Source organism: Streptomyces sp. GDS52, from assembly GCF_052246875.1.
Taxonomy (GTDB): domain Bacteria; phylum Actinomycetota; class Actinomycetes; order Streptomycetales; family Streptomycetaceae; genus Streptomyces; species Streptomyces cathayae.
The window spans coordinates 234,113-256,523 of record NZ_JBQQCR010000002.1 but is presented as its reverse complement, the minus strand read 5'-3'; the positions used below and the strand labels follow the sequence as shown (position 1 = coordinate 256,523).

Genomic DNA, 22,411 nt, shown 5'->3' with positions numbered 1-22,411 from the left:
GGGCAGGCACGGTCGCCTGTGCCTGCCGGCAGTAGCGGGAAGGTGCGGGTGCCGGACGGCACCCGCACCTTCCCGCACGCCGGGGAGCGCCGGCCCGGGAAGGCGGTGGCGGCCCTACGGCCGTCACCGCCTCTCACCCGGGGGACCGCACACCGCTCACGGTGCCCAGGGCGCCGCCACGGTCCAGGTGGTGTCCTCCGTGAACAGAGCGGGGTTGTCCCAGGCGTGCGTACCGCCCGGAGTGGCCAGCCACAACTGGGCGTCGTAGTGGCGCAGGTACTGCCCGGGGAAGTTGTGGGCGGACAGCCGCACCGCCCCGTTCGCGCCGCGCACCGGGCAGAAGGTGGCGTCCGCCCGGAACAGGTCGCCGCTGCCGGACTCCTTGTACACGCGGTACTCGCGGTGCCGCAGATACTCGCCGGGATAGTTCCGCGACTCGAAGGAGTAGCAGGATCCGTCGGCGAGGCCGGGGACGATCCTCCAGGTGGCGTCGTTCTTCAGCAGCGCGCTGCTGCCGCCGTCCACGGCCTCGGTGGACACCGCGCCCTCCCGGTGCCGTACATACCGGTTCGTCAGCCCCGGCGTCGTCACGCCGAGGGACCGGTACTGACCGGTCGGCAGGGTGACGGGGGCCGACGGCGAGCGGGACGCGTCGATCAGGGCGCGGTTGGCGGCCCGCACCCGTGCCTCGTCCACCTTGACGACCTGACGGTCGTAGGTGAGCAGACCGTTGGCCTCGTTCTCCACGTCGGTGATCTCGGTGTAGACCGAGCCGGACAGCCCCCGCGGGAGCCGTACCTCGCGGATCGCGTCCAGCAGACCGACGAACCGGTTGTCGAGGCGGGCCGCGTCCGGCTGGTCCTCGTAGCTGAACCCGCCGCCGGGATACCACTCGTGACCGGACACCTTCAGGCCCAGGCCGCCGTACTCGCCAAGGACGGCCGCGCGGCCGGCGTCGGGCACCGTGGTGCCGGGACCGACGTAGACGTGGTGGTCGACGACGTCCCCGTTGCCGCCGTCGACGGAGCCGCAGCAGTTGACGCCGCTCATGTTGTTCACCAGCCGCGACGGGTCGTACGCCTTGACCTTGTTCGCCATACGGGCCTGGTCGTACTGGCCCCATCCCTCGTTCTGGTTGACCCACATCACCACCGAGGGCGAGCTGCGGTGCTGGTCGATGACGCGGTCGTACTCGGCCTCCCACTGGGTGCGGGCGGCCGCGTCCGGCGTGCGCAGGTCCATGGACGGCATGTCCTGCCACACCAGCAGGCCGAGCCGGTCCGCGTGGTGGAACCAGCGCTGCGGCTCCACCTTGATGTGCTTGCGGACCATGTTGAAGCCGAGGTCCTTGTGCTTCTGCAGGTCGTACCGGAGGGCGGCGTCGCTGGGCGCGGTGTAGACGCCGTCCGGCCAGTAGCCCTGGTCCAGGGTGCCGGTCTGGAAGACGAACTCGCCGTTGAGGACGGGGCGCAGGACACCGCCGACGCGCGCGATGCCGATGGAGCGCATCCCGGTGTAGCTGCCGACGGAGTCGGCCGTCGTGCCGCCGGAGAGCAGGTCCGCCCGTACGTCGTACAGGAAGGGATCGTCCGGGGTCCACCGCCGGGCGGAGGGCACCGGCACGGTGAACTCGCTGCCGACGGGGCCGGTGGCGGTGCCCACCGCGTTGCCGCCGGTGGAGACCGTGACCCGGGCCTGGTGGCCGTTCGTCCCGGCGCCCCGCACCGTGACCTTGAGCCGGTTGTTCACCAGGTCGGGAACCATGTCGAGGCGCGTGATGTGCGCGGGCGCCGTGGGTTCGAGCCACACCGTCTGCCAGATGCCGGACGCGGCGGTGTAGAAGATGCCGCCGCCCGGATGCGGTGTCACGTCGTTGATCCGCTGCTTGCCGACGGCCTGGCCGCCGGTCTGGGTGGGGTCCCACACGGAGACGACGACGGTGTTGGTTCCGCCGCCGAGCAGGTCGGTGATGTCGTAGGAGAACGCGTCGAAGCCGCCGCTGTGCGGCGTGCCGGCCTGCCGGTCGTTGACCCACACGGTCGTACGCCAGTCACTGGCGCCGAAGTGGAGCTGCACGCGGCGGCCGTTCCAGCCGGACGGCACGGTGAAGGTGCGCTTGTACCAGAGCTTGTCGTTCTGTGTGATCCGGCGCTGGATGCCGGACAGGGCGGACTCGGCCACGAACGGCACCCGGATCTGCTCGGTGAACGACGCGGGCCGGCCGGCGTCCGCCGGGGTGACGGCGAAGTCCCAGATGCCGTTGAGGTTGGCCCAGTCGGGGCGGGTGAGCTGGGGGCGGGGATACTCGGGCAGGGGCGTGTCGACAGGGACCTGGCTGGTCCAGGGGGTGGTCATCGGCGCGGGTTCGGGCGTCCACGCCTGGGGTGCGGCGGTGGCGGGGGCGGACCCGGTGAGGGCCGCAGAGCCGAACAGGGCCAGCACCAACAGCGCGGTGGTGACCCACCACCGGTGTCCGGGCCCGTGAACCGGGGAACGTGGTGCGGGTGGTCGACGCATCGTGCCTCCTCGGAGAGTGGGGGTGGTACACGTGCGCGTGCGCGGGACGGCCGGCCCCGCTCCCGTACGGGAACCGGGGGCCGGCTGCCCCGAAAGCCGGACGCGGCAGCCGTTTCGGGGAGGGGGCTGCCGCGTCCGGAGCTTCACAGCAACTGGCGTCTGCGGCCCAGCCAGGTCTGGGCGACGACCACGACGGCCAGGAAGGCACCGCTGACGACCTGCTGGTAGGAGGAGTCCAGGGAGCCGATCTGGTTGATGACGTTCTGGATCACCTTGAGCAGAAGGACACCGACCAGCGAGCCGCTGACATAGCCGAGGCCGCCGGTGAGCAGCGTGCCGCCGATCACGACGGCGGAAATGGCCTCCAGCTCCATGCCGTTGCCGAGGATGGTCACACCGGACGCGAGCCAGGCGGCGTTGAACGCACCGGCCAGCCCGGCCAGCACCCCGGACAACGTGTAGACGAGGATCTTGGTCCGGGCCACCGGAGCACCCATCAGGGCCGCGGCGTCCTCGTTGCCGCCGACCGCGTACACATGCTGTCCGAAGCGGGTGCGGCGCAGGACGACCGCTCCGGCGACGAACAGCGTCAGGGTGACCCACACGGGGTTGCCGATGCCGAGCGTGGTGCCCTGGCCGAGTTCGGACAGGAAGGAACCCTTGCCGATCAGGTAGGTCTCGGCGCCCTCGTCGGTGAGGGCCAGCATCAGACCGCGCGCCCCCAGCATGGCCGCCAGGGTGACGATGAACGGCGCCAGCCGGGAACGCGCCACCAGCAGGCCGTTGACGGCACCGATCCCACCGCACACCACGAGGGGCAGCAGCAGCGCCACCAGGGTCCCGTGCCGAGACCCCCAGGCCGCCAGGACGCCGCCCAGGGCGAACAGGGAACCGACCGACAGATCGATGCCCCCGGTGATGATGACGAAGGTCATCCCGAGGGCGACGATCGCCAGGAAAGCCGAACTCGTCGCCATGTTGCCGACGTTGTCCCCGGTGGCGAAGGAGTCGAAGCCGACCGACGCCACCAGCGAGACGAGCACCAGCACGGCCAGCGCCCCGTGCTGCTGGACCAGGGCACTGAGGCGCTCCGAGCGCAGGGGACCCTCGGGGCCCGCGGCCTTCGGCGGTCGCCCGCCCGCGGTGGCCACGGGCACGTCCGTCTTCGTCGCGGTCATCGTTTCCCCCGTCCCCGTGCCGCGTAGACCGCGCACACGATCACTATGGCCTGCGCGATCTGGGTCCACGACGGCGGCAGATCGTGCTTGATGAGGGTGGCGGTGAGCAACTGGATGAGGACCGCTCCCGCCACGGTGCCGGCGATGTTGACACGGCCGCCGGTCAGCGGGGTCCCGCCGACCACGACGGCGGTGATGGCGGACAGTTCCATCAGATTGCCCAGTGAGGTCGGGTCGCTGGCCTGGAGCCGGGCGGTGGCCAGCACGCCCGCCACGGCCGCCAGCAGCGCGCACAGCACGTACACGACGATCAGCACGCGCCGCACCGGCAGGCCCGCCAGCTGCGCCGCGGGGCGGCTGTCACCGATGGCCAGCAGCTGGCGCCCGAACGTGGTGCGGCGGACCACGAACGCGGCCAGCAGCGCCAGGACGGCGGCGATGAGGATCAGATAGGGGACGCCCAGGACGTCGCCGGATCCCAGGGAGGCGAGCGCGGGGTTGCGCAGATCCTCCAGCTGCGGCAGCAGGACCAGGGCGAGGCCCCGGCCGCCGACCATGAGCGCCAGGGTGGCCACGATCGGCTGCACTCCGACGAAGGCGACCAGTGCCCCGTTGGCCACCCCCACCGCGGCGGCGAACACCGCTACCACCAGCAGCGCCGGCAGCAGACCGTAGCCGAGGTACAGGGCGGTCACGGAGGCTGCCAGCGCCATCACGGCGCCGACCGACAGATCGATGCCCTCGGTGCCGATGACCAGGGCCATGCCGAGCGCGACGATGATGACGGGGGAGACCTGCACGGCCTGGGTGCGGAAGTTCTCCGCGGACAGGAAGTGCGGGGTGATGACGGTGTTGACGACCAGCAGCAGTGCCACGCCGGCGTAGACGCCGTATGTCTGCAGCCACTGCAGGACGCGGGCCCGGTCCAGCGGCGCGGTGCGCAGAGCGGCTTCAGCCATCGCCGGCCTCCTCCGCGGCCGTGGCACCGGCCGTGTTCCCGGCCGGTGCGTGCCCGGCGATGGTCCGCATCAGTGTGTCCTCGGTGACGTCCTCGCCGGCCAGTTCGCCGACGACCGCACCGTCCTTCAGCACGACCACGCGGTCGGACCCTTCGATGAGTTCCTCCAGATCGGAGGAGATGAGCAGAACGGCCAGGCCGTCCGCGGCCAGTTCGTCCACGAGTCTTTGCACCTCGGCCTTGGCCCCGACATCGATGCCCCGGGTGGGCTCGTCCAGCAGCAGCACCTTGGGGTTCATCGCCAGCCAGCGGGCGAGCAGCACCTTCTGCTGGTTGCCGCCGGACAGTTCACCGACCTTCTGGTGCGGGGAGGACGCCTTGATGCGCAGCCGCTCGACGAAGGTGTCCACGACGCTGTCGACGCGTGCCTCGGAGACCAGACCGAAACGGGAGAGCCGGGGCAGCACGGCCAGTGAGATGTTCTCGCGGACCGAGAGCCCGGGAACGATGCCCTCGCTCTTGCGGTCCTCGGGCAGCAGACTGATGCCTGCCCGGATGGCGGCGGGGGTGGAGCCGCCGCGCAACGGGACACCGGCCACCAGGACCTGCCCGGAACTCGTCGCCAGCGCACCGGAGATGGCCTTGGCCGTCTCGGTCCGCCCGGACCCGAGGAGTCCGCCGAGTCCCACGACCTCGCCGGGCCGGATCGCCACGGACACCTCGTGCAACTTGTGCGGGGCCGTCAGCTCCCTCGCCTCCAGCACCGGTTGGGCGCTGACGGCGTGGTGGTCGCCGGTGAACCGGGTCAGGCCCTCCGTGCGGACCTCGCCCAGCTCCCGGCCCAGCATGGTCGACACCAGGGAGAGACGGTCGAGGTCGGCGAGGCGGCCGTGATGGACGCGCCGCCCGTCGCGCAGCACGGTGACCGTGTCGCACACGGCGTACAGCTCGTCCAGCCGGTGACTGACGTAGACGACCGCGATGCCCTCGTCACGCAGCCGCCGGATCACCGAGAACAGCGTCTCGACCTCACGCGGTTCGAGCGAGGAGGTCGGTTCGTCCATGATGACGACGCGCGCCTCGGTCGCCACCGCGCGGGCCAGGGCGACCATCTGCTGAGCACCGACGCCGAGGACGCGCAGCGGCAGACGGACGTCCACCCGGACGCCGTAGGAGCGCAGGGTCTCCTCGGCCTCCCTGTGCATACGGGCGAAGTCCAGCAGGCCGAGACGGGTGCGCGGCTCGCGGCCCAGGAAGAGGTTGCGGGCCACGCTCAGCAGCGGGATGAGGTTGACCTCTTGGTAGATGGTCGAGATCCCGGCCTTCTGCGCCTCCAGCGGTGTGGCGAAGGAGACCTCACGGCCCTGGAAAACGATGTCACCCGCGTCGGGCCGGTGGACACCGGTGAGGAGTTTGATGAGCGTCGACTTGCCGGCGCCGTTCTCGCCGATCAGGGCGTGGACCTCGCCCGGATGCAGGGTCAGGTCCACGTCGTCCAGGGCCCGGACGCCCGGGAAGGTCTTGCTCAGTCCGCGGACCGCGAGGACTGCGGCGGGGGGAGCCACCTGTGCCTCCAGGAAGTGAGTGGTGACGGACGGCGGGGCCCGGAGGGAACGGGCCCCGCGGGGGATCAGTAGGCCTTGCCGAGGTCCTGCCCGGCGTTGTCGGCGTCGTAGGCGCTGTCCTGGATGACGATCTCCTGAGGCACTTCCTCGCCCTGGGTGAAGGTGTCCAGCGTCTCGAACGCCAGCGGACCGAACCGCGGGTTGGACTCGATGACGCCGGTGATCCAGCCGTCGACGATGCCCTGTACGGCGTTGCGCGTGCCGTCGACCGTGACGATCTCGACGTCGCCGGCCTTCTTGCCCGCGCCCTTGAGCGCGGCCACCGCGCCCAGGCCCATCTCGTCGTTCTCCGCGTAGATGCCCTTGATGTCCGGCTTGGACTGGATGAGCTGCTCGGTGACCTGCTGCCCCTTCTCGCGGGCGAAGTCACCGGTCTGCTCGAAGACGACCTTCAGACCGGGGGCCTTCTCCGCGACCCGCTCCTTGAATCCCTCGGTGCGTTCGGTGGTGACGTTGTTCCCGGCCGCGCCCAGCAGGATCGCGACCTCGCCCTTGCCGCCGGTGGCCTCGATCATCTGGTCGGCGGCCCGCCGGCCCTGCTCGACGAAGTCCGAGGCGATGAAGGAGACGTAGTCCTTGCAGGCGGTGGCGTTGATCTTGCGGTCGATCGTGACGATCGGGACCTTCTTGGCGGCGGCGGCCTGCAGCACCGGGTCCCAGCCGTCGGAGTTGAGCGGCGCGATGACCAGCAGGTCGGCACCCTTGGCGAGCAGGTCCTGGACGTCGCTGATCTGCTTGGAGAACTGCGACTGGGCGTTGGCCGTCAGGAGTTTGACCCCCCGCTTCGCCGCCTCGTCCTTGATGGACTGCGTTTCGGCGATGCGGAACGGGTTGGCCTCCTTCTCCGACTGCGAGAAGCCGACGGTGGCGCCCTTGAGGTCGAGTTCCTTTCCGCCGTACGCGTCGATGGCGCAGGTCTTGCCGCCCGGCTTCGGCGTGACGACCTTCTGGCCGGCGTCGGCCGCGGCTGCCGGGGATTTCTTGCTGTCCGACGCGTCGTCCTCCGATTTCGCGCAGGAGGTGGCGGTCAGGGCCACCGTGGCGGCCAAGGCCACGAGCACGGGGCGGGCGAGGAGGTGAGGGCGATGAGTGGTGCGCTGCATGGTGACCCCGATCCGGGTGACGCTGAAAAGGGAACTGGGGAGCTGGAGAGCGCGGAACCGGTGCTGCTCCCGGTGGGCGATACGGCGTCCGGTTCGCCGCCAACAGGTTTTTACATCGTTGGAAGAACGCTGTAAACCCCCTGCGCGCAAGGCGGGAGCGGAGCGCGGCGGGGGAGAGGGTGGGCGGGGCGGGCAAGTTCTGCCCGCGGCGGTGACGGCGCGCGGACGCGGAGCGGGTCCGGCAAGCGCTTGCCGGACGGGGCCGGTCCAGGCCCGGTTCGGGGCCCGGGGAGGTGCCCGCACGGCCGGTGAGCCGGGAGCCGACACCCGCGGTCAGACGTCCGCGGTTCCGGTGCCGGCGGGCCGGCCCAGGGTGCTCTCCCGTTCGACCAGGCGGTAGTCGGCCCGGATGCGACGCGGCTCGGGAGCCGCGTCGTGCAGCCGGGCCAGCACCGACTCCACCGCGAGTCTGCCGATGGCGGCCTTGTCCGGTGACACGGAGGTGAGGGTCACCGCGCCGAACCGTCCTTCGAGCACGTCGTCGAATCCGACGACGGCGATGTCGTCGGGGATCCGCAGGCCACGCTCGTGCAGGACCCGCATCGCCCCGATGGCCATCGGGTCGTTGTAGGCGAACACCGCGTCGGGCCGCTGCCCGCTGTCCAGGATGTGGGCCATCGCCGCCGCACCGTCCGCGTGGCCCCAGCCGTCGGTGGCGGCGACGAGGCCCTCGTCGGCGGGGAGCCCGACGGCGGTGAGCTCCTCGCGCCAGCCCCGTACCCGCAGTTGGGCGGGTTCGCTGCGGGCGCGCCGGGCCCCGATGAACGCCACCTTGCGGCGTCCCAGTGAGACCAGGTGCCGGACGGCGGCGCGGGCCGCGGCGACGTTGTCGATGGCGATGTGGTCGTACGGCAGGTCGTACTCCCGCTCGCCGAGCAGCACCAGCGGCACCTGCTCCGTGCGCTCGCGGAAGTCCTTGGCCTCCAGCTCGATGGGGCTGAGGATGAGTCCGTCGATGACCCTGGCCCGGAACCCCTGGCTGACCAGGATCTCCTGCTCACGGCGGCCCCCGGTGTGGTCCAGCAGCACGATGTAGTCGTGCTCGGCCGCGGTGTCGATGACGGCGGCGGCGAGTTCGGCGAAGTAGGGGTTGCCGAGTTCGGGCAGGGCGAGCGCGATGATGCCGGTGCGCCCTTTGCGCAGGTGCCGGGCGGTCAGGTTGGGCCGGTAGCCGAGAGCGTCGATGGATCTCTGGACGCGCTCGCGCATGGCAGGGGTGACGTGCTGATAGTTGTTCACCACGTTGGAGACGGTCTTGATGGAGACCCCCGCGTGCGCGGCGACGTCCTTGAGGCTGACCCGCACGGCAATCCCTTCGTGGACGGCCCGGCCGGGGACCGGAGCCGAGACGGGTGCCGTCACCGTGAGCCGGGCGCCGAGCCGCCGGATGAGAGTTTTACAACGTTATACATGCGCTTCCGCGACACTGACAAGGCCAGGGGCGGGACGGGGAGGGCGGACCCGGACCGGCCGCCCCCCGCCGTCCCCGCCCGGACCGCCGCTTCGGGGTCAGGTGCCCGCCGTGGAGGTGGCGATGTGCAGGGGACAGATCACCGGGGTGCCGTGGACCGGGTCGGTGAGGATGGAGCTCTCGACGCCGTAGAGCTCTCGGACGAGGTCGGGGGAGACGATGGCGGACGGGGCGCCCTGGGCTACCACCGCCCCGTCCTTGAGGGCGATCATGTGGTCGGCGTAGCGGCACGCGGTGGTCAGGTCGTGGAGGACCAGGACCGGGGTGCGGCCCTGTGCGGCCAGCGAGCGGACCAGTTCGAGCACTTCGAGGGCGTGGCCCATGTCGAGGGCCGAGGTGGGTTCGTCGAGGAGGAGGATCTCGGTCTCCTGGGCGACGGCCATGGCGATCCAGGCACGCTGGCGCTGACCGCCGGAGAGCGTCTCGAGCGGGCGGTCGGCGAGGCCGTGCAGGTCGGCGGCGGTGAGCGCCTCCTCGACCGCGCGGGCGTCGGCGGCGGACCACTGACGCAGCAGGCCCTGGTGGGGCTGGCGGCCGTAGCGGACGAGGTCGCGGACGGTGAGGCCGTCGGGGGCGATCGCGGACTGGGGGAGCATGCCGATGGTGCGGGCGATCTCCCGGGTGGGGATCTTGGCGAGCTCCCGGCCGTCGAGGAGGACGGCGCCGCCCCGCGGGCGCAGGGTGCGGGCCAGCCCGCTGAGGAGGGTGGACTTGCCGCACCCGTTGGGGCCGACGATGACAGTGACCCGGCGCTGAGGCAGAGCGAGGTCCAGACCGTCGATGACGAGGTCGGAGCCGTGCCCCAGAGACAGGGCCCGGGTGCGCAGGCGGCTGTCGGCGTCGACCGGGTTCACAGGGACCTCCTGGTACGGGTGGTGAGCAGCAGCCAGATCAGGTACGGGCCGCCGACGACGGCGGTGACGAGGCCGACAGGGACCTCCAGCGGAGCGAGCACGGTGCGGCCCACCAGGTCGGCGAGGAGGGTGAAGAGCGCCCCGGCGAGGGCGGAGAGCAGGACGGGGACGGCGCGGGGCCCGGCGATGCGGCGGGCGGCCTCGGGGGCGGCGAGCGCGATCATGCCCAGCGGCCCGGCGACGGCGACGGCGAGGCCGCCGAGGACGACCGCGACGGCGATGACGGCCAGGCGCAGGGCCCTGACCCGGACGCCGAGACCGGAGGCGACGGAGTCGGACAGGCGCAGCAGGAGCAGCCGGCGGCCGAGGACCATGCCGAGCGGCAGGGCGAGGAGCAGGGCGACGGCGAGCAGGGACACCGTTCCCTGATCGCGGCCGTTGAGGGTACCGACGGTCCAGCCGTAGGCGGCGTTGGCCGCGTCGGCGGCCGAGCGGGCCAGGACGAGACTGGTGACCGCGCCGAAGACGGCGCCGACGCCGAGACCCACGACGAGGAACCGGTAGCCCCCGCGTCCGGCGCCGCCGCTGAGGGCGAGAGTGAGGGCGGCGGCGGTGGCGGCACCGGTGAGAGCGGCGGCGCTGGGCAGCAGACCGGTGCTGATTCCGGTGACCGAGGCGACGGCGAAGGCCGCGGCGCCGTCGTTGAGGCCGACGGTGTCGGGGGTGGCCAGCCGGTTCTGGGCGAGGGTCTGCATCAGGCAGCCGGCCGCGCCGAGGGCGGCGCCGACGGCCAGGCCGGCCTGCAGGCGCGGCAGCCGCAGACGTTCGACGACCAGGACGTCGCGGGGGGTGCCCTCGCCCGCCAGAGCGCGCAGCGCGTCCAGCGGGTGGACGAAGATCTCGCCGACGGCGAGGTGCACCCCGCTCGCGGCGATCAGCACGACCAGGACGGCGGCGGTGCCCAGCAGCGGCTTGCGCGGGACCAGGACGGCGTAGGGGCCGACGGCCAGGCGCCAGGTGCCGGGGACGCCGCGCGGTGCGCGGCGGGCCTGCGCCGCGGTCCCGGTCGCCGGTCCGGACGGGTCGGGGAGAGTCTTCACAGCGAGGGCAACCTGTGGGATCGGACGACGGCGACCAGGACGGGCGCGCCCAGGAGCGCGGTCATGACGCCGAGGGGCATCTCGTAGGGGCGCGCGACGAGCCGGGAGACGACGTCGGCGGTGAGCACGGTGGCGGGGCCGATGAAGACGGAGACGGCCAGCAGCCGGCGCAGGTCCGGGCCGACCAGGGCGCGGGCGGCGAACGGCACGACGAGCCCGACGAAGGCCACGGGGCCCGCCAGGGCGGTGGCCCCGCCGACCAGCAGGGCCACGGACGTCACCGCGAGGGCCCGGACCCGGCCGGGCCGGTGGCCGAGGCCGGTGGCCACGTCGTCACCGAGACTCAGCGCGGTCAGGGAGCGAGCCACGAGGACGGCGAGGAGAAGCCCGAGACCGACGACGGGGACGACGGCCCACAGATCCGCCAGTTCCCGTCCGGCCACCGACCCGATGGTCCAGAAGCGGATCTCGTCGGCGGCCCGGGCGTCGACGAGCAGCATCACCGAGGAGCCCGCGGCCATCAGCCCGCTGAAGGCCGCACCGGCGAGCACGAGGCGCACGGGATCGTCCCCGGCCCCGCGCAGCCGGGCCGCGGCCAGCGCCAGCAGACACCCCGCGCCCGCCCCCAGGACCGCCACATACGGGCCGAGGGTGGCCGCCGAAGCACCGAGGACCAGGGCGACGACCACGGCGAAGGACGCCCCCGCGCTCACCCCCAGCAGGCCCGGTTCGGCCAGGGGGTTGCGGGCGGCCGCCTGGAGCAGGGCTCCCGCGACGCCCAGGGCCACGCCGACGGCGACCGCGACCAGGGTGCGCGGCAGCCGCAGTTCCAGCACGGTGAAACGGGCATCGCCGTCCGCCCCGCCGAGCAGGGCGGCCAGGGCGCGCCCCGGTCCGACCTCCCCCGCGCCCAGGAGCAGACTCGCGAGTACGGCCGCCAGCAGCAGCCCGGCGCCGGGCAGCAAGCCGCGCAGGACGAGTGAACGCAGCGTCACGACCGTCCCTCCTTCCGCATTCAACAAAGGTGAGGTTAACCTAATTTTGCTTGTGTCATACATCCACCTTTCCTGGAGACCCCCATGTCCGGAAGCCGCTCCCCGCTGCGCTCCGCCGCTCTCGCTCTGGCGGCCGCCCCGCTGGTCATGACCCTCGCCGCCTGCTCGGGCTCCGACTCCGGCACTCCGGGCGACAGCACGGAGAAGGCGGCGGACGCCGGGACCGGGCGCACCGTGCAGACGGCCTTCGGCGAGGTGAAGATCGACGGCACGCCGAAGAAGGTCGTCACCCTCAATGACGCCTCCCTGGACACCGCCCTCTCCCTCGGCGTCACCCCGGTGGGCACCAGCGCCGCCAGAGGAGCCGAGGACGCCCCCGCCTATCTGGGCGAACGGGCCGAGGGCATCCCGCTGGTCGCCACCGTCCGGGAACCCAACACCGAGGCGATCCTCAAGGCCGAGCCGGACCTCATCCTCACCGGCCCCGATCTGGAGAAGTCGCAGTACGAGACGCTCTCCGCCATCGCACCGACCATCGTCCCGGCCGCCGGCGACTGGCGCTTCGGCCTCGACACCTACGGCGAGGCGCTCGGCAAGGCCGACGAACTCGACCAGAAGATCGACGCCCTGCTCGACCGCGCGCGGAAGGCGGGCGACGGCGCCAAGGGCACGGGCCTCGTGATGCGGTGGATGCCGGGCGGCCCGATCGTGATGAACGCCGCCAACATGCCCACCGCGATGCTGCGGGAGGCCGGTCTGACACCGATGCCCATCGCCGAGGACCTCGGCGCGCAGCCGCACTCGGACCCGCTGTCCCTGGAGAACCTCACCCGGGCCGACGCCGACCACGTCTTCATCGCCACGCTCAACGCCGAGGGCGACAAGGCGCTGGAGGCCGCACGCTCGGAGAAGGCCTTCACCCGGATGAACGCCGTCCAGGCAGGACAGGACCACGGGGTCGACGGCCAGGTCTGGAGCAGCAGCAACGGCCCGAACGCCATGGAGCAGGTCATCACCGACATCGAGAAGGCACTCACCGAGTGACCTGAGCCGCCCCGCTCCCGCCCCGTCGGTCCGGGGCACCGCGGACCCGGCCGGGAAGCGGCGAACTGCCCACAGAAGCCGGGCCGAGCGAGAGAGAATGACGCGGTCGTGACACGGGTCATGACGTCCACTCGGCTCGGAGAAGGCATGCCGCACAGTTCCCGACGCCCCGTCCGCGGTGCCCGTACGGCCGCCCCGCTGACCGCCGCCGTAGCCGTCATGGCCGTCGTACTCGCCACGGCGACACCGGCGGCGGCCGGACCCTCCGGGGCGCAGGCCCCGGCCGTACCGCTGCGGGTGGCGACCTACAACATCCACGCCGGAGCCGGCCAGGACGGGGTCTTCGACCTCGGCCGCACCGCGGAGGCCCTACGCGGTCTGGACGCCGACGTGATCGGTCTCCAGGAGGTCGACGTGCACTGGGGCGCCCGGAGCGACTTCGTCGACGAGGCCCGCGCGCTCGCCGACGCGCTGGACATGCGGGTGTTCTTCGCACCGATCTACGATCTGGACCCGGCCACCGCCGACGGGGAGCGCCGGCAGTACGGTGTCGCCGTGCTGAGCCGCCCCCCGGTGCTCGAGGCCGAGAACCACGAGATCACCCGGCTCTCCACCCAGACGTCCGATCCGGTGCCCGCCCCGGCGCCCGGCTTCGCCGAGGTGACGGTCGACGTCAAGGGCGTGTTCGTGCACGTCTACAGCACGCATCTGGACCACCGGGCCGACCCGTCGATCCGTGCGGCCCAGGTGGCGGACATGCTCGAGGTGCTGGCCTCCGACCACGGACCGAAGATCCTGGTCGGCGACTTCAACGCCGAGGCGACGGCTCCGGAGCTGGCGCCGCTGTGGCGGCGGTTGCGGGACGCCGCCCCGGACGGCGGTGGGACGTACCCGGCGGTCGACCCCGTCAAGCGCATCGACCTGGTGACGGTTTCCCCCGGCATCACCGTGACCGGTGCCCACGAGGCCGCGACGGACGCGTCGGACCACCGCCCCGTGGTCACGGACCTGAAGCTGCACCGGCGCGGCCGCTGAAGGGGACGGGACGTCAGCCCTTCTCGGGAACGCTCATCTCGCCCAGCAGCGACCAGTCGTCCTGCGGCACCGTCGCGTTCACGATCCGCGGGGTCTCGGCGAGGTGCGGCGGCAGGGTCCGCTGCGCGGCCCTGAAGTGCTCGGACTGTACATGGGCCGCCCCCGCCGCGTCGTCACGGAAGGCCTCGACCAGGACGTACTCCGTCGGGTCGTCGATGCTGCGGGACCAGTCGAACCACAGACAACCCGGCTCGTCGCGGGTCGCCGCGGTGAAGTCGGCGGCGATGTCCGGCCACTGGTCCGTGTACTCGGGACGGATACGGAATTTGGCGGTGATGAAGATCATCGGTCGGTCTCCCTCATCGGTTCTCTGCGCGCCGTCGCACCGCCCGGAGCCATCGTCCGACGGGCGAACACCGGCCCGGGCGGTGCCCGCTCCGCCAGCCGGGACGGTCACCGGTTCGATGGATCCGGCAGTGCGTGGTCGTGGCCGTGACACAGGTCGAACACGGCCGACTGCAAAGATCGTAGCCGACACGGAGCGGGCGGGCCTCGGCGTGGGGCGGTGCCCCGTCCGCTCGCCCGAGCGGCCGAAGACGGCCGCGTCGGCCGCTCGGGACGAAGCCTCCGCCGCTGCGGACCGGCACGCGGCGGAGGCTGAGGACCCGTCAGTCCTTGATCTCGCAGATGACCGCGCCGGAGGTGACGGACGCGCCGACCTCGGCGCTCAGCGCCTTGACGGTGCCCGAGCGGTGCGCGTTCAGCGGCTGTTCCATCTTCATCGCCTCCAGCACCACCACCAGGTCGCCCTCCTGGACCTGCTGGCCCTCCTCGACGGCGATCTTGACGATGGTGCCCTGCATCGGGGAGGCCAGGGTGTCGCCGGAGGCGGCCGGGCCGGACTTCCTGGCCGCCCGCCGCTTGGGCCGGGCGCCGGCCGCCAGCCCGGTGCGGGCCAGCGACATGCCCAGCGAGGCGGGCAGCGAGACCTCCAGGCGCTTGCCGCCGACCTCGACCACCACGGTCTCGCGGCCCGCGTCCTCCTCGTCGGCCTCGGCGTCGGTGCCGGCCGTGAACGGCTTGATGTCGTTGACGAACTCGGTCTCGATCCAGCGGGTGTGCACGCTGAACGGGCCGTCCTGGCCGTGCAGCTCGGGGGCGAAGGCCGGATCGGCCACCACCGCGCGGTGGAAGGGGATGGCGGTGGCCATGCCCTCGACGGTGAACTCGTCCAGGGCGCGGGCGGCGCGCTGCAGGGCCTCGGCGCGGGTGCGGCCGGTGACGATCAGTTTGGCCAGCAGCGAGTCCCAGGCCGGGCCGATCACGCTGCCGGACTCCACCCCGGCGTCCAGGCGCACGCCGGGTCCGGTGGGCGGGGCGAAGGCGGTCACCGTGCCGGGGGCGGGCAGGAAGTTGCGGCCCGGGTCCTCGCCGTTGATGCGGAACTCGAAGGAGTGGCCGCGCAGCGGCGGGTCGTCGTAGCCCAGCGGCTGGCCGTCGGCGATGCGGAACATCTCGCGGACCAGGTCGAGGCCGGCGACCTCCTCGGTGACCGGGTGTTCGACCTGCAGGCGGGTGTTGACCTCCAAAAAGGAGATGGTGCCGTCGGCGCCGACCAGGAATTCCACGGTGCCGGCGCCGACGTAGCCGGCCTCCTTGAGGATGGCCTTGGAGGAGGCGTACAGCTCGGCCACCTGGGTGTCGGAGAGGAAGGGGGCGGGGGCCTCCTCGACGAGTTTTTGGTGGCGGCGCTGCAGCGAGCAGTCGCGGGTGGAGACGACCACCACGTTGCCGTGGGTGTCGGCCAGGCACTGGGTCTCCACGTGCCGGGGTTGGTCCAGGTAGCGCTCGACGAAGCATTCGCCGCGGCCGAAGGCGGCGGTGGCCTCGCGGACCGCGGAGTCGTAGAGCTCGGGGATCTCCTCCAGGGTGCGGGCGACCTTCAGGCCGCGGCCGCCGCCGCCGAAGGCGGCCTTGATGGCGATGGGCAGGCCGTGCTGCTTCGCGAAGGCGAGGACCTCCTCGGCCCCGGTGACCGGGTCGGGGGTGCCGGCCACCAGGGGGGCGCCGGCGCGTTGGGCGATGTGCCGGGCGGCGACCTTGTCGCCCAGGTTGCGGATGGCGGCCGGGGGCGGGCCGATCCAGGTCAGGCCGGCGTCCAGGACGGCCTGGGCGAAGTCGGCGTTCTCGGAGAGGAAGCCGTAGCCGGGGTGGATGGCGTCCGCGCCGGACTCGGCGGCGGCCTTGAGGACCTTGTCGCTGTCCAGGTAGCTGGTGGCCGGGGTGTCACCGCCCAGGGCGAAGGCCTCGTCCGCGGCGCGGACGTGCAGAGCGTCCCGGTCCGGGTCGGCGTAGACGGCGACGCTGGTGAGGCCGGCGTCCCGGCAGGCCCGGGCCACACGGACAGCGATTTCGCCACGGTTGGCGATGAGCACCTTGGTCAGCATGCCGTCTCCTGTACGTCCGTCCGGTCGGCACTGAGCGCGTCGACGGTCTCGACGATGCGGCGGATGTTCGCACCGGGGGTGAACACCGCGGCGACGCCCATGGCTTCGAGCGCGCGGACGTCGGCGTCCGGGATGATGCCGCCGACCAGGATGCGTACGTCGCTCGCGTCTTCCCGTGCCAGCAGTTCGATCACGCGCCCCACGATCGTCAGGTGGGCGCCCGAGAGGACGGAAAGCCCCAGGACGGGCGCGTCCTCGGCGATGACGGTGGCGACGATCTGCTCCGGGGTCTGGTGCAGTCCGGTGTAGATCACCTCGTGCCCGGCGTCGCGCAGCGCGCGGGCGATCACCTTGGCGCCGCGGTCGTGACCGTCGAGCCCGGGCTTGGCGATCACCACACGCAGCCGGGGCGGCGCCGCACCGCCGAGATCTGCGCGCTGTCGCAGGACGTTCATGGTCTCTCCGTTCGGAAATTCACTGGGGGAGGGCTGAGGTGCGCCAGCCGGCAGGGCCGTATCCCTGTGGCGTGCGCAGGAGCAGGCGAGGGGAGGCCCAGGCACCGGCACGGAGGGGAGCGGGCCCGGGATCCGGTGCGCGGACGGCGGAGAGCAGCGCGACCATGGCGGCGAGCTCCTCCGGGGTGGGGTTGCCCCGTACGACCTTGATCACAGCGGCTCCTGGGGGGGCGAGAAGGCGGGCTGGAAGAGGCGGGTTGGAAGAGGGCTGGGGGGTCGGCGGGGGTCAGAGGGGGATGTTGCCGTGTTTCTTGGGCGGCAGCGTCTCGCGTTTGGTGCGCAGCTGGCGCAGTCCGCGGACCAGGTGGCGGCGGGTCTCGGAGGGCATGATCACCGCGTCCACGTAGCCGCGCTCGGCCGCGGCATAGGGGTTGAGCAGGGCGTCCTCGTACTCCCGCATCAGCTGGGCGCGGGCGGCCTCGGGGTCTTCGGCGCCGGCGATGGTGCGCCGGTGCAGGATGTTGACCGCGCCCTGGGCGCCCATCACCGCGATCTGCGCGGTGGGCCAGGCCAGGTTCAGGTCGGCGCCCAGGTGTTTGGAGCCCATCACGTCGTAGGCGCCGCCGAACGCCTTGCGGGTGATGACCGTGATCAGCGGGACGGTGGCCTCCGCGTAGGCGAAGATCAGTTTGGCGCCGCGGCGGATGATGCCGTCGTGTTCCTGGTCCACCCCGGGCAGGAAGCCGGGCACGTCCACGAAGGTGATCACCGGCAGGTTGAAGGCGTCGCAGGTGCGCACGAAGCGGGCGGCCTTCTCGCTGGCGGTGATGTCCAGGCAGCCGGCCAGCTGCAGCGGCTGGTTGGCGACGATCCCGACGGGGCGGCCCTCGATGCGGCCGTAGCCGGTGAGGATGTTCGGGGCGAACAGCGGCTGGGTCTGGAGGAACTCGCCGTCGTCCAGCACGTGCTCGATGACGGTGTGCATGTCGTAGGGCTGGTTGGCGGAGTCCGGGACCAGGACGTCCAGTTCCCGGTCGGTGCCGGTCAGCTCCAGGTCGGCTTCCTGGGGGAAGGCGGGCGCCTCGGCGAGGTTGTTGGAGGGCAGGTAGGACAGCAGCTGCTGGACGTACTCGATGGCGTCCTTCTCGTCGCCGGCCAGGTGGTGGGCCACCCCGGAGGCGGTGTTGTGGGTGCGGGCGCCGCCCAGCTCCTCGAAGCCGACGTCCTCGCCGGTGACCGTCTTGATCACGTCCGGTCCGGTGATGAACATGTGCGACGTCCGGTCGACCATGACGGTGAAGTCGGTGATCGCCGGGGAGTAGACCGCGCCGCCCGCGCACGGGCCCAGGACCAGGGAGATCTGCGGGATCACGCCGGAGGCGTGGGTGTTGCGGCGGAAGATCTCGCCGTAGGCGCCCAGTGAGGCCACGCCCTCCTGGATGCGGGCGCCGCCGGAGTCGTTGATGCCGATGACGGGGCAGCCGGTCTTCAGGGCGAAGTCCATCACCTTGACGATCTTCTGGCCGTAGACCTCGCCCAGGGCGCCGCCGAAGACGGTGAAGTCCTGGGAGAAGACGGCGACGGGGCGGCCGTCGACGGTGCCGTAGCCGGTGATGACGCCGTCGCCGTAGGGGCGGTTGGTCTCCAGGCCGAAGCCGGTGGAGCGGTGCCGGGCGAACTCGTCCAGCTCCACGAAGGAGTCCTCGTCCAGCAGCAGGGCGATCCGTTCCCGGGCGGTCAGTTTGCCCTTGGCGTGCTGTTTCTCCACCGCGCGCTGCGAGCCGGCGTGCGTGGCCTGGTCGATACGTTGTTGCAGGTCCGCGAGCTTCCCCGCGGTCGTACGCATGTCGATGTCGTTCACTGGTTGTTCCACTCCGGGGCTCACTGGTCAGAAGGTGTCGTGGGGGACGTGTACGCCCCAGACGTCGCGCAACGCGTGGGAGACCTCACCGACCGTGGCGTGCCCCCGCAGGGCCTCCCGTATCGCGGGGAGCACGTTCTCGGTGCCCTGGGCGGCGGTGCGCAGGGCGTCGAGGGCTCGTTCGAGGGCGTCGTTGTCGCGGTCCCTGCGCAGGGCGGCGAGGCGTTCCCGCTGGTCGAACTCGATCTGGGGGTCTACGCGCAGCGGCTCGTACGGTTCCTCCTCGTCCAGAACGAACGTGTTGACGCCGACCACGGTGCGTTCCTTGTTGTCGATCTCCTGAGAGATCAGGTAGGCGGAGCGCTCGATCTCGGACTTCTGGAAGCCCTGCTCGATGGCCGCGACGGCACCGCCGCGGTCCTCGACGGCCTGCATCAGCTCCAGCACCGCCGCCTCGATCTCGTCGGTCATCGACTCCATGAAGTAGGAACCCGCGAAGGGGTCGACGGTCTTGGTCACATCGGTTTCGTAAGCGATGACCTGCTGGGTGCGCAGGGCCAGTCGTGCTGCCTTCTGGGTGGGCAGGGCGATGGCCTCGTCGTAGGAGTTGGTGTGCAGGGACTGAGTCCCGCCCAGGACCGCTCCCAGGCCCTGCAGCGCGACCCGGACCAGGTTGACCTCCGGCTGCTGGGCCGTCAGCTGCACACCGGCGGTCTGCGTGTGGAAGCGCAGCATCTGTGACTTCGGATTCCGGGCGCCGAACTCCTCGCGCATGACGCGGGCCCAGATGCGGCGGGCGGCGCGGAACTTCGCGACCTCCTCCAGCAGCGTGGTGCGGGCGACGAAGAAGAAGGACAGGCGCGGAGCGAAGTCGTCGACGTCCAGGCCTGCGGCGAGCGCGGCGCGCACGTACTCCCTGGCGTTGGCGAGGGTGAACGCGATCTCCTGCGCGGGCGTGGCCCCGGCCTCGGCCATGTGGTAGCCGGAGATGGAGATCGTGTTCCAGCGCGGCAGCTCTCGATGGCAGTAGGCGAAGATGTCACTGATCAACCGCAGCGACTGCTTCGGCGGGAAGATGTAGGTGCCGCGGGCGATGTACTCCTTGAGCACGTCGTTCTGGATCGTCCCGGTCAGCAGGTCGCCCGGGACGCCCTGCTCGGCGGCGACCAGCTGGTACAGCAGGAGGAGCGTCGAGGCCGGTGCGTTGATCGTCATCGACGTCGACACCTTGTCGAGCGGCAGACCCCGGAACAGCGTGCGCATGTCCTGGATCGAGTCGATCGCCACACCGACCTTGCCGACCTCGCCCTGGGCGATGGCCTCGTCGGAGTCGTAGCCCATCTGGGTCGGCAGGTCGAAGGCCACGCTCAGGCCCCCGGTGCCGGCGCCGACCAGCTCGTGATAGCGCTCGTTGGACTCCTTCGCGGTGCCGAAGCCGGCGTACTGCCGCATCGTCCACGGCCGGCCGGTGTACATCGACGGATACACGCCCCGGGTGAACGGGAACCGTCCCGGCGCGCCCAGTTTGGCGTTCGCGTCGAAGCCCGCCGGTGTCCCGGCGTCGTAGACCGGCTGGATCGGCAGCCCGGACTCGCTGCGTGCGAGAGAACCCACGATGACCTCCTGTGGTACTCCATCTCTTTTGAACGGTACGCAGTACCATTCCATTGGGCAAGTGGCCCCCGAAGGACGAGACAGGGAAGGATGGGTGATCATGAGCAAGCCAGCCGCGCGGATCCGGCTCTCGGAAGCCGCCTTCGCCCTGTTCGACGAGCGCGGATACGAGCAGACCACCGTCGATGACATCGCCGAACGCGCCGGTGTGGGCCGCACCACCTTCTTCCGGCACTACCCGGCGAAGGAAGACGTCATCTTCCCCGACCACGACCGGATGCTGGACCAGATCAAGGACCGCCTGGCCACCTCCAACCACGAGACCGCCCTGGCCGCCGTCTCCGACGCGGTCCGCCTGGTGCTGCTGCACTACCTCGACGAGGGCGATCTCGCCCGCCGGCGGTACCGGCTCACCAGCAAGGTCGCCGCGCTCCGCGACCGCGAGATCGCCAGCGTGGCCCGCTACCAGCGCCTGTTCCGCGAGTTCATCTCGAACTGGCTGGGAGACTCCGGCGAGTCGACCTCGCTCAGGTCCGAGCTCATGGCCGCGTCCGTGGTCGCGGCCCACAACCACGTGCTGCGCCGGTGGCTCCGGGGCGAGTCCCCCGACCCCGTCAAAGAGGTCGACGCCGCGATGCGTGAGGTGCTCGCCCTGTTCCCGGGTCCGCAGTCCCGCTCGGAGACGGACACCGGCGGCACCACGGTCGTCGCCTTCCGGAGCGGACAGGACATCGACGCGTTGCTCCCCTCACTGCGGCGCCTCCTCGAGGGCCACCCCGAGCAGTGAACACGTCCGGCATGCCCCGTGCCCCTCGATGAGGGCGCCTGCTCACGTCGAGGTGACCGCTCCGGCCACGGGACCGGGCCCCACGCAGGGGGAAGATCCGAAAGCGCGGCCTGTCAGGGGCGCCGCCGGGTGTTGAGCCGGGCCGCCTGACGTGTCAGGTGGTCGCGCTCGGCGAGGTCGGGTGCCTTCAGGGCTGCCTCGGCGTACAGCCGGGCCGCCGTCGCCAGGTCACCGTCATGCTCGTGGAGGTACGCCGCCACCGCGGTGTGGCGGGGCAGTGAGACGTCCAGTTCCGCGAGCGCCGCCAGTCCGGCGCGCGGCCCGTCGGCCTCGCCGACGGCCACCGCTCGGTTGAGCCGGACGACCGGGCTGCCGGTCAGGCGCGTGAGTTCGTCGTACCACTCGACGATCTGCACCCAGTCGGTCTCCTCGGCGGTGGGCGCGTCGGCGTGGAGCGCCGCGACGGCGGCCTGGGCCTGGAACTCGCCCAGTCGGTCGCGGGCGAGGGCCGCCTGAAGGATCTCGACGCCCTCCGCGATCAGAGCGGTGTCCCATCGGCCACGGTCCTGTTCGGCGAGCGGCACCAGGCTGCCGTCGGGCGCGGTCCGGGCGGCGCGCCGGGCGTGATGGAGCAGCATGAGGGCGAGCAGCCCCGCCACCTCGGGGTGGTCGATCGTGGCCGCGAGCTGCCGGGTGAGCCGGATGGCCTCGGCGGCGAGGTCGACGTCGCCGGAGTAGCCCTCGTTGAAGACCAGATAGAGGACGCGCAGTACGGTCGCGACGTCACCGGGCTGATCGAACTTTCCCCGAGCTCTCGGCTTCTCCCCATGAGCAGGGGAGACCCCACTGCCGGCCACGGTGCGCTTGGCCCGGCTGATCCGCTGTGCCATGGTCGCCTCAGGCACCAGATAAGCCTGGGCGATCTGGCGGGTCGTCAGCCCGCCGACGGCGCGCAGCGTGAGCGCGACGGCGGACGACGGCGTCAGCGACGGGTGGGCGCACAGGAAGTAGAGCTGGAGGGTGTCGTCCACCGCGGACGCGGGCCCGGGTGCCGGCTCCTCGTGGACGAGGTCCTCCCGCCGGCGGCGGGAGGCGTCCGCCCGCCTCGCGTCGAGGAACCGGCGCCAGGCCACGGCGACCAGCCAGCCCTTCGCATCCCGCGGAGGACTGGCCGGCCAGACGCGGAGCGCCTCGACCAACGCGTCCTGCACGGCGTCCTCGGCCGCCGCGAAATCGGCTCCCCGGCGGACGAGGATTCCGAGCACACTCGGCGTGAGGCTCCGGAGCAGGACCTCGTCCATGGACGA

Annotated in this window: 19 protein-coding genes; 3 read left to right on the top strand and 16 right to left on the bottom strand. The window is 71.8% G+C overall.

The features are described from left to right. Positions 1-156: 156 nt before the first annotated feature. From ACTWJ9_RS31680 to ACTWJ9_RS31640, 9 genes are all read right to left on the bottom strand, one after another. The gene (locus tag ACTWJ9_RS31680) at positions 157-2,517 is read right to left on the bottom strand and encodes an AbfB domain-containing protein (protein WP_443296065.1); all 2,361 of its coding nucleotides are present in this window, start codon (positions 2,515-2,517) and stop codon (positions 157-159) included. Positions 2,518-2,660: 143 nt separating this feature from the next. Beyond that, positions 2,661-3,695 (bottom strand): ABC transporter permease, encoded by a 1,035-nt coding sequence (locus ACTWJ9_RS31675; RefSeq protein ID WP_387040440.1) that lies wholly within the window; start codon positions 3,693-3,695, stop codon positions 2,661-2,663. Continuing rightward, a complete protein-coding gene (locus ACTWJ9_RS31670) occupies positions 3,692-4,654 on the bottom strand; it encodes an ABC transporter permease (protein WP_443296064.1) in 963 nt (320 codons plus the stop codon). Before ACTWJ9_RS31670 ends, ACTWJ9_RS31675 begins: the two co-directional genes overlap by 4 nt. Next, the gene (locus ACTWJ9_RS31665; RefSeq protein WP_279337737.1) at positions 4,647-6,218 is read right to left on the bottom strand and encodes a sugar ABC transporter ATP-binding protein; all 1,572 of its coding nucleotides are present in this window, start codon (positions 6,216-6,218) and stop codon (positions 4,647-4,649) included. Before ACTWJ9_RS31665 ends, ACTWJ9_RS31670 begins: the two co-directional genes overlap by 8 nt. 65 nt (positions 6,219-6,283) lie before the next feature. Then, positions 6,284-7,381 (bottom strand): ABC transporter substrate-binding protein, encoded by a 1,098-nt coding sequence (locus ACTWJ9_RS31660; protein ID WP_387040437.1) that lies wholly within the window; start codon positions 7,379-7,381, stop codon positions 6,284-6,286. Between the two features lie 333 nt (positions 7,382-7,714). Then, complete coding sequence (locus ACTWJ9_RS31655; protein WP_279337740.1) at positions 7,715-8,746, bottom strand: LacI family DNA-binding transcriptional regulator; 1,032 nt, start codon at positions 8,744-8,746, stop codon at positions 7,715-7,717. 204 nt (positions 8,747-8,950) lie between these two features. Beyond that, positions 8,951-9,766: an ABC transporter ATP-binding protein gene (locus ACTWJ9_RS31650; RefSeq protein ID WP_387040435.1), complete on the bottom strand. Its 816-nt coding sequence runs from the start codon at positions 9,764-9,766 to the stop codon at positions 8,951-8,953. Beyond that, positions 9,763-10,866 carry a FecCD family ABC transporter permease gene (locus ACTWJ9_RS31645; protein WP_279337742.1) on the bottom strand — a complete coding sequence of 368 codons (1,104 nt, stop codon included), beginning with the start codon at positions 10,864-10,866 and terminating at the stop codon, positions 9,763-9,765. The genes ACTWJ9_RS31650 and ACTWJ9_RS31645 overlap by 4 nt, the downstream gene beginning before the upstream one ends. Then, on the bottom strand, positions 10,863-11,861 hold the full coding sequence (locus ACTWJ9_RS31640; RefSeq protein ID WP_279337743.1) for a FecCD family ABC transporter permease: 999 nt from the start codon (positions 11,859-11,861) through the stop codon (positions 10,863-10,865). The genes ACTWJ9_RS31645 and ACTWJ9_RS31640 overlap by 4 nt, the downstream gene beginning before the upstream one ends. Positions 11,862-11,945: 84 nt before the next feature. On the opposite strand from ACTWJ9_RS31640, the gene ACTWJ9_RS31635 reads away from it, so the two are divergent. Further along, positions 11,946-12,905: an ABC transporter substrate-binding protein gene (locus ACTWJ9_RS31635; RefSeq protein ID WP_443296062.1), complete on the top strand. Its 960-nt coding sequence runs from the start codon at positions 11,946-11,948 to the stop codon at positions 12,903-12,905. Positions 12,906-13,052: 147 nt separating this feature from the next. Next, on the top strand, positions 13,053-13,940 hold the full coding sequence (locus ACTWJ9_RS31630; RefSeq protein WP_388707718.1) for an endonuclease/exonuclease/phosphatase family protein: 888 nt from the start codon (positions 13,053-13,055) through the stop codon (positions 13,938-13,940). A 13-nt stretch (positions 13,941-13,953) separates the two neighbouring features. Here ACTWJ9_RS31630 and ACTWJ9_RS31625 read toward each other — a convergent pair whose 3' ends face one another. The 6 genes from ACTWJ9_RS31625 to ACTWJ9_RS31600 form a co-directional block, all read right to left on the bottom strand. After that, complete coding sequence (locus ACTWJ9_RS31625) at positions 13,954-14,286, bottom strand: putative quinol monooxygenase (RefSeq protein ID WP_443296061.1); 333 nt, start codon at positions 14,284-14,286, stop codon at positions 13,954-13,956. Positions 14,287-14,608: 322 nt separating this feature from the next. Next, the gene (locus ACTWJ9_RS31620; protein WP_443296135.1) at positions 14,609-16,384 is read right to left on the bottom strand and encodes an acetyl/propionyl/methylcrotonyl-CoA carboxylase subunit alpha; all 1,776 of its coding nucleotides are present in this window, start codon (positions 16,382-16,384) and stop codon (positions 14,609-14,611) included. After that, a complete protein-coding gene (locus ACTWJ9_RS31615; protein WP_279337747.1) occupies positions 16,381-16,842 on the bottom strand; it encodes a cobalamin B12-binding domain-containing protein in 462 nt (153 codons plus the stop codon). The genes ACTWJ9_RS31620 and ACTWJ9_RS31615 overlap by 4 nt, the downstream gene beginning before the upstream one ends. A 19-nt stretch (positions 16,843-16,861) precedes the next feature. Beyond that, the gene (locus tag ACTWJ9_RS31610) at positions 16,862-17,056 is read right to left on the bottom strand and encodes an acyl-CoA carboxylase subunit epsilon (protein ID WP_279337748.1); all 195 of its coding nucleotides are present in this window, start codon (positions 17,054-17,056) and stop codon (positions 16,862-16,864) included. Positions 17,057-17,128: 72 nt separating this feature from the next. After that, positions 17,129-18,688: an acyl-CoA carboxylase subunit beta gene (locus ACTWJ9_RS31605; protein WP_279338157.1), complete on the bottom strand. Its 1,560-nt coding sequence runs from the start codon at positions 18,686-18,688 to the stop codon at positions 17,129-17,131. Positions 18,689-18,730: 42 nt separating this feature from the next. After that, positions 18,731-20,317: an acyl-CoA mutase large subunit family protein gene (locus tag ACTWJ9_RS31600; RefSeq protein ID WP_279337749.1), complete on the bottom strand. Its 1,587-nt coding sequence runs from the start codon at positions 20,315-20,317 to the stop codon at positions 18,731-18,733. A 100-nt stretch (positions 20,318-20,417) separates the two neighbouring features. Between ACTWJ9_RS31600 and ACTWJ9_RS31595 the strand changes: the two genes are divergently transcribed. Continuing rightward, on the top strand, positions 20,418-21,104 hold the full coding sequence (locus ACTWJ9_RS31595; RefSeq protein ID WP_279337750.1) for a TetR/AcrR family transcriptional regulator: 687 nt from the start codon (positions 20,418-20,420) through the stop codon (positions 21,102-21,104). A 113-nt stretch (positions 21,105-21,217) separates the two neighbouring features. On the opposite strand, the gene ACTWJ9_RS31590 is transcribed toward ACTWJ9_RS31595, so the two are convergent. Beyond that, positions 21,218-22,405 (bottom strand): RNA polymerase sigma factor, encoded by a 1,188-nt coding sequence (locus ACTWJ9_RS31590; RefSeq protein ID WP_443296134.1) that lies wholly within the window; start codon positions 22,403-22,405, stop codon positions 21,218-21,220. Between the last annotated feature and the right edge of the window lie 6 nt (positions 22,406-22,411).

Excerpts from the sequence above, each read along its gene's own strand:
- ACTWJ9_RS31675 (WP_387040440.1), bottom strand. The coding sequence starts at position 3,695 with ATGACCGCGACGAAGACGGACGTGCCCGTGGCCACCGCGGGCGGGCGA.
- ACTWJ9_RS31615 (WP_279337747.1), bottom strand. The coding sequence starts at position 16,842 with ATGAACGTCCTGCGACAGCGCGCAGATCTCGGCGGTGCGGCGCCGCCC.
- ACTWJ9_RS31670 (WP_443296064.1), bottom strand. The coding sequence starts at position 4,654 with ATGGCTGAAGCCGCTCTGCGCACCGCGCCGCTGGACCGGGCCCGCGTC.
- ACTWJ9_RS31630 (WP_388707718.1), top strand. The coding sequence starts at position 13,053 with ATGCCGCACAGTTCCCGACGCCCCGTCCGCGGTGCCCGTACGGCCGCC.
- ACTWJ9_RS31595 (WP_279337750.1), top strand. The coding sequence starts at position 20,418 with ATGAGCAAGCCAGCCGCGCGGATCCGGCTCTCGGAAGCCGCCTTCGCC.
- ACTWJ9_RS31605 (WP_279338157.1), bottom strand. The coding sequence starts at position 18,688 with ATGCGTACGACCGCGGGGAAGCTCGCGGACCTGCAACAACGTATCGAC.
- ACTWJ9_RS31680 (WP_443296065.1), bottom strand. The coding sequence starts at position 2,517 with ATGCGTCGACCACCCGCACCACGTTCCCCGGTTCACGGGCCCGGACAC.
- ACTWJ9_RS31660 (WP_387040437.1), bottom strand. The coding sequence starts at position 7,381 with ATGCAGCGCACCACTCATCGCCCTCACCTCCTCGCCCGCCCCGTGCTC.
- ACTWJ9_RS31590 (WP_443296134.1), bottom strand. The coding sequence starts at position 22,405 with ATGGACGAGGTCCTGCTCCGGAGCCTCACGCCGAGTGTGCTCGGAATC.
- ACTWJ9_RS31625 (WP_443296061.1), bottom strand. The coding sequence starts at position 14,286 with ATGATCTTCATCACCGCCAAATTCCGTATCCGTCCCGAGTACACGGAC.
- ACTWJ9_RS31635 (WP_443296062.1), top strand. The coding sequence starts at position 11,946 with ATGTCCGGAAGCCGCTCCCCGCTGCGCTCCGCCGCTCTCGCTCTGGCG.